General features: G+C 72.8%; 8 protein-coding genes. 3 read left to right on the plus strand and 5 right to left on the minus strand.

Annotation, left to right across the window (positions count from 1 at the left end; translation table 11 throughout):
- Positions 1 to 54: 54 nt before the first annotated feature.
- Entirely contained in the window at positions 55 to 927 is an 873-nt protein-coding gene (locus DQE82_RS01810; protein ID WP_043325992.1) for an FAD:protein FMN transferase, read from the plus strand.
- Between the two features lie 296 nt (positions 928 to 1,223).
- The gene (locus DQE82_RS01815) at positions 1,224 to 1,577 is read left to right on the plus strand and encodes a hypothetical protein (protein WP_030500876.1); all 354 of its coding nucleotides are present in this window, start codon (positions 1,224 to 1,226) and stop codon (positions 1,575 to 1,577) included.
- A 61-nt stretch (positions 1,578 to 1,638) separates the two neighbouring features.
- Here the strand turns inward: DQE82_RS01815 and serA are convergent, their stop codons facing one another.
- From serA to DQE82_RS01840, 5 genes are all read right to left on the minus strand, one after another.
- Positions 1,639 to 3,237 (minus strand): phosphoglycerate dehydrogenase, encoded by a 1,599-nt coding sequence (gene serA / locus DQE82_RS01820; protein ID WP_043325995.1) that lies wholly within the window; start codon positions 3,235 to 3,237, stop codon positions 1,639 to 1,641.
- Between the two features lie 315 nt (positions 3,238 to 3,552).
- The gene (gene ilvC / locus DQE82_RS01825; RefSeq protein WP_113971838.1) at positions 3,553 to 4,566 is read right to left on the minus strand and encodes a ketol-acid reductoisomerase; all 1,014 of its coding nucleotides are present in this window, start codon (positions 4,564 to 4,566) and stop codon (positions 3,553 to 3,555) included.
- A gap of 59 nt (positions 4,567 to 4,625) precedes the next feature.
- Positions 4,626 to 5,141 (minus strand): acetolactate synthase small subunit, encoded by a 516-nt coding sequence (gene ilvN / locus DQE82_RS01830; protein ID WP_018786257.1) that lies wholly within the window; start codon positions 5,139 to 5,141, stop codon positions 4,626 to 4,628.
- Positions 5,142 to 7,037, minus strand: a complete 1,896-nt coding sequence (locus DQE82_RS01835; protein ID WP_113971839.1) for an acetolactate synthase large subunit — start codon at positions 7,035 to 7,037, stop codon at positions 5,142 to 5,144.
- A 180-nt stretch (positions 7,038 to 7,217) separates the two neighbouring features.
- Entirely contained in the window at positions 7,218 to 9,665 is a 2,448-nt protein-coding gene (locus tag DQE82_RS01840; protein ID WP_113971840.1) for a bifunctional diguanylate cyclase/phosphodiesterase, read from the minus strand.
- 110 nt (positions 9,666 to 9,775) lie between these two features.
- Here DQE82_RS01840 and ilvD point away from each other — a divergent pair, with 110 nt between their 5' ends.
- Positions 9,776 to 11,623: a dihydroxy-acid dehydratase gene (gene ilvD / locus DQE82_RS01845; RefSeq protein WP_083296934.1), complete on the plus strand. Its 1,848-nt coding sequence runs from the start codon at positions 9,776 to 9,778 to the stop codon at positions 11,621 to 11,623.
- The last annotated feature ends 13 nt before the right edge of the window (positions 11,624 to 11,636 follow it).

Raw genomic sequence — 11,636 nt, forward strand, 5'->3', positions numbered from 1 at the left:
GCCCGGAACCGGCCACCGCCGCGACACGGCGGCGACCACCGAGGGGCAGGTGTCATGCGGATCGAGCACCGGCGGACCCACTGGGCGGACGAGCAACCACGTACCCGCTGGGTCGACCAGTCCGCGTTCCGCCCGGTCCGTCCGGACCTGCACCTGGGCGCCAGCAGCCACCGCGTCGAGCGGCCCGGCGCCGGCGCGTCCGGCCGGATCACCGTCCGGCACACGGTGGCCACCTCGACCGCCGACTACACACTGCTGCTCAACGCGCCCGAGTGGCTGGGCCACCGGGTGGTGGGCGAGGCGCTGCGGGACGCCGTCGCCGAACTGCGCGCCATCGACCTCACCTACGGACCGAACCGGCCGGACAGCCTCGTCTCCCGGCTGCGCCGCGACGAGATCAGCCCCGACTCGTACCCCCCGCTGGCCGACCTGATCGACCTCTGCGCGTCGATGCGGGCGGCGACCGACGGCTGGTTCGACGCCTGGGCGGTGCCCGGCGGCTTCGACCCGGGCGGCCTGCTCGGCGGCTGGGCCGTGGAGCGGGCCGCGGCGCGGTTGCGCGCCGCCGGCATCCACGACTACGCCGTGCTCAGCGGCGCCGACCTGACGGTACGCGGGCGCGCGGCGCACGGCGGGCCGTGGCGCGTGGCCGTGCACCACCCCACCGACACCCGGCGCACGCCGCTCGTGCTGGAGATGACGACCGGCGCGGTGGGCACCTCCGGTGTCACCGGGCGGCGGGGGCACGTGATCGACCCGCACACCGGCGAGCCGACCGACCGCCTGGCGGCCGCCACCGTGATCGGCCCGGACCTCGCCGTCGCCGACGCCTACGCCACCGCCCTGTACGCCGCCGGACCGGCCGGACTGGCCTGGTTCCGCCAGGACTCGGACTACCGCCCGCTGTTCGCGCAGCACCGGCGCTGAGCCGCGATCGGCCCCCGCGGTCTCGGCAACGACCGTGGGGGCCGGTCAGCGACGAGTGCGCGTGGCTCGCGCAATCGAGGGGTGCGGGCCGACGGGGCGGACGCCCGACCGCGCCACCCGAAGACGGGCCGGGGAATCGACTCAGCCGGAAACCGCAACGGTACGCTAGCGAATCGACGCAACTCGACGCAAGAGTCTCCACAGCGGACGCCGGGGAATCGGTGTCGGCAATCAGCCGGTGAACGCACGGTGGGGCAGAGGTGACGGGCCGGGCCCGGGATGGCACGCTGTCCGCCGTGAGTTTCGATCTGAGCGTGTGGGCCCTGCCGAACGGGGCGACACCGGAGCAGGTGCGGGCGGCGGTGCAGCAGTGCCGCGAGGGCTGGCACGGCAAGCAGCAACCCGACCCGAGGCTGGTCGCCTTCTACCGGGCGATCACGGCGAGCTACCCCGACGGTCCGACCCGGCCGGGTACGCCCTGGGAGGCGCCGCTGCACACGGCCGCCGACCACATCGAGATGAACCTGAACCCGACCTGCCCGGACCAGGTCCTGCTGGACATCGAACGGCTGGCCGGCGAACACGACCTGATGCTCTTCGACGCGCAGGACGGCTCGGTCTACCCGCCACCGGCCCGCGTGCGTTCCTGACCGGCCGGAACGACGAAGGGCCCGGCCGCATCCGGCCGGGCCCCGATGTGTCCTGTCCGGACTACACGTCGCGCAGGTCGGCCGCGCTGGCCGCCACCGCGCCGATCGAGTCGGCGGCGGAGGTGAGCAGGTCGGCGCCGAGCGCCTGGTCGACGGTGAGCGTCATCAGCGTCTCGCCACCGGCCTCACGGCGGGCCACCTGCATGGCGGCGATGTTGACGCCGGCCTCGCCGAGCAGCGTGCCGACGGTGCCGACCACGCCGGGCCGGTCGGCGTAGCGCAGGAAGACCAGGATGCCCTCCGCGCCGATCTCGACGTCGAAGCCGTCCACCTCGGTCAGCTTGAACACGTCCCGGGCGCCGGTGTGCACCACGGTGCCGGACACCCGGACGGTACGGCCGTCCGGCAGCGCGCCGCGCACGGTCACCAGGTTCGGGTGGTCGACCGTCTCGCCCGGCGTGGCCAGCGTGACCTCGACACCCCGCTCGGCCGCCAGGTGCGGCGCGTTGACGTAGGTGACCTGCTCCTCCACCACGGAGCTGAACAGGCCCTTGGTCGCGGCCAGCTTGAGCACCGACACGTCGTGGGCGGCGATCTCACCGCGCACCTCGACGGTGACGCTGGCGGCCACCCCGCCGGCCAGGGCGGTGAACGCCCGGCCCAGCCGCTCGGCCAGCGGCAGCAGCGGGCGTACGTCCTCGGCGACCACGCCGCCGGCCTGCACGTTCACCGCGTCCGGCACGAACTCGCCCTGGAGCGCCAGCTTGACGCTCTTGGCCACGGCCAGACCGGCCTTGTCCTGCGCCTCGTTGGTGGAGGCGCCCAGGTGCGGGGTGGCCACCACGTTGTCGAAGGCGAACAGCGGCGAGGAGGTGCACGGCTCCTTGGCGTACACGTCGACGCCGGCGCCGGCGACCCGGCCCTCCGCGATCGCGTCGGCGAGCGCCTGCTCGTCGACCAGCCCGCCCCGGGCCGCGTTGACGATCCGGACGCCCGGCTTGACGATCGCCAGCTCCTTCTCGCCGATCAGGCCCACCGTCTCCGGCGTCTTCGGCAGGTGGATCGAGATGAAGTCGCTCTCCCGCAGCAGCTCCTCCAGCCCGACCAGGCGGACACCGAGCTGCGCGGCGCGGGCCGGCTGGATGTACGGGTCGTACGCGATCAGCCGGGTGCCGAACGCGGCGATGCGCTGGGCGAACAGCACGCCGATGCGGCCGAGGCCGACCACGCCCACGGTCTTGCCCTGGATCTCCACGCCGGTGTACTTGGACCGCTTCCACTCGCCGGCCTTGAGCGCGGCGCTGGCGCTGGCGGTGTTGCGGGCCACCGCGAGCAGCAGCGCGACGGCCTGCTCGGCGGCGGAGACGATGTTCGAGGTGGGCGCGTTCACCACCATGACGCCCCGGGCGGTGGCGGCGGGCACCTCGACGTTGTCCAGACCGACGCCGGCCCGGGCGACCACCTTGAGCCGCGGCGCGGCCGCGATCGCCTCGGCGTCGATCTGGGTGGCGCTGCGTACGATCACCGCGTCGGCCTCGGAGAGGGCGGAGAGCAGGGCCGGGCGATCGGTGCCGTCCACGTGCCGCACGTCGAAGTCGTGGGCGAGCACCTCGATGGCGGCGGGGGCGAGTTCTTCGGCGATCAGTACGACAGGATTCATCGGTCCTCGTAGACGCTCGGTAATGGTGCGGCCTGGGACGCCGGGGCGCCGCGCTGCGCCCTACGCCGATCCGTGCCATGGCCGTCGGGTGCGCCGGGGCACCACACCAAGGATGGTAGGTGGCTGCCCGCCCGGCGTGTCCCGGAGTGCGGGGTGAGGGCCCTCACAAAGGCCCGTCGCACGCCCGTCATCCCCCGTTAACGGGTGCGGTACGGGACGAGGCGCTACTCACCGTGTCTCAACACGTGAACGCACGGCGGCCCGCGGCCGGACGCCGGGGAGAGCGTCGGGCCACGGGCCGCACGAGGGAAGAACTCAGACGGTCTCGGTGATCGGCCGGTCGACCCAGCTCATCATGCCGCGCAGCTTCTGCCCGGTCTCCTCGATCGGGTGCGCCGCGCCCTCGGCCTGCCACTTGGCGAAGTTCGGCCGGCCGGCCTCGTCCTCGGCCACCCACTCGCGGGCGAACTCGCCGGACTGGATCTCGCCGAGGATCTTGCGCATCTCCTCCTTGACCCGCGAGTCGATCACGCGCGGGCCACGGGACAGGTCGCCGTACTCGGCGGTGTCGGAGATGCTGTAGCGCATCCGGGCGATGCCGCCCTCGTACATCAGGTCGACGATCAGCTTCAGCTCGTGCAGGCACTCGAAGTAGGCCACCTCGGGCGCGTAGCCGGCCTCGGTGAGCACCTCGAAACCGGTCTGCACCAGCGCCGCCGCGCCGCCGCAGAGCACCGCCTGCTCGCCGAACAGGTCGGTCTCGGTCTCCTCGGTGAACGTGGTCCGGATCGCGCCGGCGCGGGTGCCGCCGATCGCCTTGGCGTACGCCAGAGCCAGGCCGAACGCGTTGCCGCTGGCGTCCTGCTCGACGGCGACCAGGCAGGGCACGCCCTTGCCGTCGACGTACTGGCGGCGGACCAGGTGACCGGGGCCCTTCGGGGCGACCATCGCCACGTCCACGTCGGCCGGGGGCTTGATCAGGCCGTACCGGATGTTGAAGCCGTGCCCGAAGAACAGCGCCTTGCCCGCGGTCAGGTTCGGCGCGATGGCCTCGGCGTAGATGTGCCGCTGGGCCGTGTCCGGCGCCAGGATCATGATCACGTCGGCCTCGGCGGCCGCCTCGGCGGGCGTGAGCACCCGCAGGCCCTGCTCCTCGGCCTTCGGCCGGCTCTTCGACCCGGCGGGCAGGCCGATCACCACGTCGACGCCCGAGTCGCGCAGCGACAGCGCGTGCGCGTGGCCCTGGCTGCCGTACCCGATCACGGCGACCTTGCGGCCCTGGATCAGGCCCAGGTCGGCGTCGTCGTCGTAGAACACCTCAACGCTCATTGACTTCCCTTTCGTACGGCGGAGCCCGTCGGCCCGTCGAAAAAACTTGTGGGTACGGATCAGGCGGCGCGCAGGGCCGGGCCGGCGGTGATGGCCCGGGAACCCCGCCCGATGGCCACCGTGCCGGACTGGACCATCTCCTTGATGCCGAACGGCTCCAGGTCACGCAGCAGCGCGTCGAGCTTGTCCGGCGTGCCGGTGGCCTCGATCGTCAGCGTGTCCGGCGCGACGTCGACCACCCGGGCACGGAACAGGCCGACCGTCTCCAGCACCTGGGCGCGGGCCGTGCGGTCCGCGCGGACCTTGACCAGCAGCAGCTCCCGCGCCACCGACACCTGCGGATCCAGCTCCACGATCTTGAGTACGTTGACCAGCTTGTTGAGCTGCTTGGTCACCTGCTCCAGCGGCGAGGACTCGGCGTTGACCACGATGGTGATGCGGGAGACGTCCGGGTTCTCGGTCTCGCCGACGGCGAGGCTGTCGATGTTGAACCCGCGCCGGGAGAACAGCCCGGAGACCCGGGCCAGGACGCCCGGCTTGTTCTCCACCAGCACGGAGAGCGTGTGCATCGTCATTTAGAGTTCGTCCTCGTCGAAAGCAGGGCGCACGCCCCGCGCGAACATGATCTCGTCGTTGCTGGTGCCGGCGGCGACCATCGGCCAGACCATCGCGTCCTTGCCGACCACGAAGTCGATGACCACCGGCGCGTCGTTGATCGCCATGGCCGCCTCGATGGTCTTGTCCACGTCGGCGGCGTTCTCGCAGCGCAGCCCGACGCAGCCGAGCGCCTCGGCGAGCTTGACGAAGTCCGGGATGCGGTGCTTGTGCGTGCCCAGCTCGGTGTTGGAGTAGCGCTCCCCGTAGAACAGGGTCTGCCACTGCCGCACCATGCCCAGGTTGCCGTTGTTGATCACGGCGACCTTGACCGGGATACCCTCCAGCGCGCAGGTGGCCAGCTCCTGGTTGGTCATCTGGAAGCAGCCGTCGCCGTCGACCGCCCACACGGTGGTGTCCGGCTTGCCGACCTTGGCCCCCATCGCGGCCGGGACGGCGTAGCCCATGGTGCCCAGGCCACCGGAGTTGAGCCAGGTGTGCGGCTTCTCGTACGAGATGAACTGGCTGGCCCACATCTGGTGCTGGCCGACGCCCGCCACGTAGATCGCGTCCGGGCCGGCGATCTCGCCCAGCCGCTTGATCACGTACTGCGGGGAGAGCGTGCCGTCGGCCGGCTCCTCGAAACCGAGCGGGTACCGCTCGCGCAGGTCGTCGAGCTGCGCCCACCAGTCGGTCAGGTCCACCGACGGGTGCGCGGCCTGCTCGGCGGTGACCGCCGCGATCAGCTCGTCGATGACGTGCCGCGCGTCGCCCACGATCGGGACGTCGGCGTGCCGGTTCTTGCCGATCTCGGCCGGGTCGATGTCGGCGTGGACCACAGTCGCGTCCGGCGCGAACGAGTCGAGCTTGCCGGTCACCCGGTCGTCGAAGCGGGCGCCCAGCGCCACGATCAGGTCGGCCTTCTGCAGGCCGTAGACCGCGGCCACGGTGCCGTGCATGCCCGGCATGCCCAGGTGCTGACGGTGCGAGTCGGGGAACGCGCCCAGCGCCATCAGCGTGGTGACCACCGGGATGCCGGTCTGCTCGGCCAGCTTGCGCAGCCCCTCGGTGGCGCCGGCCTTGAGCACGCCGCCGCCGACGTAGAGCACCGGACGGCGGGCCGAGGTCATCAGCCGGGCCGCCTCGCGGATCTGCTTGCCGTGCGGGTGCAGCGTGGGCCGGTAGCCGGGCAGGTCGAGCGTGGGCGGCCAGGAGAAGGTCGCCGGCGCCTGGAGCACGTCCTTCGGGATGTCGACGAGCACCGGGCCGGGCCGGCCGGTCGCGGCCAGGTGGAACGCCTCGGCCAGCACCCGCGGGATCTCGTCGGCCGTCTGCACCAGGAAGTTGTGCTTGGTGATCGGCAGCGTGATGCCCTGGATGTCCGCCTCCTGGAAGGCGTCCGTGCCGATCGACGGCCGGGCCACCTGGCCGGTGATCGCCACCATCGGCACCGAGTCCATGTAGGCGTCGGCGATCGGCGTCACCAGGTTCGTCGCGCCCGGGCCGGAGGTGGCGATGCAGACGCCCACCCGGCCGGTGGCCTGCGCGTAACCGGTGGCCGCGTGCCCGGCGCCCTGCTCGTGCCGGACCAGGATGTGGCGGACCGTGGAGTCGTAGAGCGGGTCGTACGCGGGCAGGATCGCACCGCCCGGAATGCCGAAGACCACGTCGACGCCGAGCGCCTCCAGCGACCGCACGAGCGAACCGGCGCCCGAGACCTGCGCGGTGGCGGGCTCCCGTACGGGCGTCTCGGTGGTGGCGGCCGCCGGGGCGGCACGGCCGGGGCGGGCGGCGGAGTCGGAGTCACCGGCCGCGCCGGTGCCGGAACGGGCACGACGGGCGGTGTGGGCGAGGGTCTCGGGCGTGGGTCTCGTCATGGCGGTTCAAGCCTTCGGAAGTGAGTGGGTGACGCGCTTCTCAGGATGGGACGCGGAGGTCCCGCGATGGGTCCGACGGCAACAAAAAAGCCCACGTGCAGGATGCACGGGGCCAGCGCACTCTCGGTGGGAGAGTGCGCTCAGGTAAGTACTCGCGGCGACCGGTTCGACGACATGCGGCTAAGCCTGACGCATCTCACGCGATGAGTCAACTGATCCCACATTTTGGTTCACGGACGTGGGCGTTTCGGTACCCGGCATGCCCTCCACCCCCGGCGCCACCTGCGAAGATCCCTCCATCGGAGGACGCTGCGCGGGCACCGTGGCGGGCGGGTTGTTGCGCAACCGGGGCAGCAACGGCGACGGGCTGTGCGCCGGCGGCGCGGGTGGCGTCTGCGGCATCGCGGTGTGCCGGTTCCCGGGCGCGGTCGCCGCCTCCAGCATCGCCTCCAGGTGCTCGGCCGGCACGCCCCAGCCGAACAGCGCCCCCTGACCGAACCGGCAGCCGGCGGCCACCACCGCGGCCAGCTCGGTCGGATTGGTCACGCCCTCGGCGATCACCTCCAGGCCGAGCTGATGCCCCAGGCGCATGACGATGTCGACCATCGGCGCGAACGCCGGACCGTCCCGCCCGACCGGCCGGACCGGCTCGTGCTCGGCGACCAGACTGTGGTCGATCTTGAGGATGTCGATCGGCAGCCGCCGGAGCTGGCCGAGCGACGAGTAGCCGGCGCCGAAGTCGTCCAGCGCGATCCGGACGCCGGTCAGCCGCAGCGCGGTGAGCCGCCGGATCAGCTCGTCCAGGTCGGTGGCGACCGCGTGCTCGGTCACCTCCAGCACCAGCCGCTGCGGCGGCACGTGGTGCGCGCGCAGCGCCTCGGCGACCTGGACCACGTACTCCGGCGCGTGCAGCTCGCGCGGTGAGACGTTCACCGACACCCACACGTCGTGCCCGTCGGCGAGCCAGCGGGAGAGCTGGTAGCAGGCCTGGTGCAGCACCCACGCGCCGAGCTTGGCGATCATCCCGCACTCCTCGGCGAGCGGGATGAACTCGTCCGGCCGGACGTTGCCCAGCTCCGGGTGCCGCCAGCGCAGCAGCGCCTCGGCGCCGACCGGGCGCACCGACGGCAGCGAGGCCACCGGCTGGAAGACCAGCCGCAGCTCGTCGCGCTCGATCGCGCCGCGCAGCTCGTGCTCCAGCCGGGTACGCCGGCTCAGCAACTGGTCGTACGTGGCGTCGTAGCGCTCGATCCGGTTCTTGCCCCGCTGCTTGGCGTAGCGCAGCGCCAGGTCGGCGTTGCGCAGCAGCAGCTCCACGTCCGCGTCGCCGTGCCCGGCCGCCACGCCGATGCTCACCGACAGGAAGACCGGACCGTCCCCCTGCTCGTACGGGCGGCCGAGCACCCCGAGCAGCCGGTCGGCCACCGGGCCGGGATCGGCCGACCCGTGCATCAGCACCGCGAACTCGTCGCCGCCGAGCCGGGCCGCCAGGTCACCCGGCCGCAGGTTGCCCCGCAGCCGCCGCCCCACCTCGATCAGCACCGCGTCGCCGACGTCGTGGCCCCGCATGTCGTTGACGTTCTTGAACCCGTCCAGGTCGAGCCCGAGCAGGACGCAGGGCACGCCCGACTCGGCGCAGCGGTGCAGGGCCCGCAGCAGCCCGCGCCGGTTCGCCAGCCCGGTGAGCGGGTCGGTGTGCGCCAGCTCACGGAAGTGCGCCTCCCGCTCGGCCAGCCGGCCCGCGTAGCCGCGTACGTCGTTGAGCGCCAGGTACTGCCGGGTGACCAGGGCGAAGCCCTCGACCGTGCCGGCCACGATGGCGTACCCGTCGAACCCGCCACCCTGCACCAGGTGGTACATCGCGGAGGCGGCGATGGCGAACATCGGCACGAAGGCGTACTCGCCGTCGCGGCGGATGAGATCGACGTCGAGCTGCGTCAGGTCGGCCCGGCGTCCGGCCACGGCGGTGGCGAGCAGGCCGGCGGCGGTCAGCGCGGCGCCGGTCAGCGCCAGGCCGGGACCAGCCTGGCAGAGCCCGGCCGAGACGCCCAGACCGCCCGCGGTGACCGCTATCGCGCCGACGCCGAGCAGGGTCAGCCACCCACGTGGCGGCGCGACCCGCAGCACCAGGATCACGGTCAGCCCGGTGGTCAGCGCCGCGATGATCGAGGCCAGCACGATCGGCAGGCAGGCGACCGGGGTGGCGTCACCGAGCAGCCGGGTCGGCTCGCTGAACGCCACCCAGCCGACGAACCAGAGCGCGCTGCCCATGATCAGGCCGTCCAGCAGCAGCCGGGCGGTGGCGGCGCGGGTCGCGGCGGCGCCGGGCAGCCGGAGCACGGCGGCGCCGAGGCCGAGCCCGGCGAGCGTGGTGCCCACCGCGACCACTGCCGCCCAGCCGGTCCGCTGGCCCTGCCGGTGCGCCCAGTGGTCCCCGGCCGCGAGCAGACCGCCGAGACCGACCAGCAGGCTGAGCAGGGCCGCCCCGGCGGCGACGGCCAGCAGCAGGTGGGCCTGCCGCCGAGGGCCGGTGCGACGCCGCGCGGACGCGGCGAGCAGCACCGTGGCGGCGGCCGCGGCGATCCCGCTCAGCGCCGCGACGGTGACCATCCCCGGGGACGACTGCACGCGTCAACTGTGCCGGATGAGCGCCCCCCGTGGGGCACCGGGTGTGCAACTGTTGGGACACAGGGTGCGCGGCGGGGGCGCGCCGCCGGGATGGTGTCAGACTGGTTGTCATGCCTGAGCTGCGGTCGAGGACCTCCACCCACGGTCGGACGATGGCCGGCGCCCGGGCCCTGTGGCGGGCCACCGGGATGACCGACGACGACTTCGGCAAGCCGATCGTCGCCATCGCCAACAGTTTCACCCAGTTCGTACCCGGTCACGTCCACCTCAAGGACCTCGGCGGCCTGGTCGCCGACGCGGTGGCCGAGGCCGGCGGCGTGGGGCGGGAGTTCAACACCATCGCCGTGGACGACGGCATCGCCATGGGCCACGGCGGCATGCTCTACTCCCTGCCCAGCCGGGAGCTGATCGCCGACGCGGTCGAGTACATGGTCAACGCGCACTGCGCGGACGCCCTGGTCTGCATCTCCAACTGCGACAAGATCACCCCGGGCATGCTGCTCGCCGCGCTGCGGCTCAACATCCCCACCGTCTTCGTCTCCGGCGGCCCGATGGAGGCCGGCAAGACGGTGGCGATCGAGGGCGTCGTGCACTCCAAGATCGACCTGATCGACGCCATGATCGCCTCCTCGAACGAGGCGGTCACCGACGACCAGCTCGGCGAGATCGAGCGCTCCGCCTGCCCGACCTGCGGGTCCTGCTCCGGCATGTTCACCGCCAACTCGATGAACTGCCTCACCGAGGCGATCGGCCTCGCGCTACCAGGCAACGGCTCGACGCTCGCCACCCACGCCGCGCGCCGGTCGCTGTTCGTCGAGGCCGGGCGCACGATCGTGGAGATCGCCAAGCAGTGGTACGAGAACGACGACGCCTCGGTGCTGCCGCGCTCGATCGCCGGCCGGGAGGCGTTCGAGAACGCGATCGCCCTCGACGTGGCCATGGGCGGCTCCACGAACACGGTGCTGCACCTGCTCGCCGCCGCCCGCGAGGCCGAGCTGGACTTCGGCGTCGCCGACATCGACGCGATCTCCCGCCGGGTGCCGTGCCTGGCCAAGGTCGCCCCGAACTCGCCGAACTACCACATGGAGGACGTGCACCGGGCCGGCGGCATCCCGGCCATCCTCGGTGAGCTGGACCGCGCCGGGCTGCTGCACCGAGACGTGCGCGCGGTGCACTCCCCCGGCCTCGACAAGTGGCTGGCCGACTGGGACGTGCGCGGCGGCGCGGCCACGCGAGAGGCGATCGAACTGTTCCACGCCGCCCCGGGCGGCGTGCGCACCACCGAGCCATTCTCCACCACCAACCGCTGGTCGTCGCTGGACACCGACGCGGCCGGAGGCTGCATCCGGGACCGGGAGCACGCCTACAGCGCGGACGGCGGCCTGGCCATCCTGCACGGCAACCTCGCGCCGGCCGGCTGCGTGGTGAAGACCGCCGGCGTGCCCGAGGAGTGCCTGACGTTCCGCGGCCCGGCCAAGGTCTACGAGTCGCAGGACGACGCGGTGACCGCGATCCTCGCCAAGGAGATCGTCGCCGGAGACGTCGTGGTGATCCGGTACGAGGGCCCGAAGGGAGGCCCCGGCATGCAGGAGATGCTCTACCCGACCTCGTTCCTCAAGGGCCGGGGGCTGGGCCGCTCCTGCGCGCTGCTCACCGACGGCCGGTTCTCCGGCGGCACCTCCGGCCTGTCCATCGGGCACGTCTCCCCGGAGGCCGCCTCCGGTGGGCTGATCGCGCTGGTCCGCGACGGCGACGAGATCGTCATCGACATCCCGGGCCGGTCGATCGAGCTGAACGTGCCCGCCGACGAGCTGGAGGCGCGCCGGGTGGCCGAGGAGAAGCGGGACCGCCCGTACACCCCGGTCGACCGGCAGCGTCCGGTGTCGGCGGCGCTGCGCGCGTACGCCTCGATGGCGACCTCGGCCAGCGACGGCGCCTACCGCCGCGTCCCGGAGTGATGTAAGGAAGGGC

This window comes from Micromonospora sp. LHW51205 (assembly GCF_003315815.1).
GTDB lineage: Bacteria > Actinomycetota > Actinomycetes > Mycobacteriales > Micromonosporaceae > Micromonospora > Micromonospora chalcea.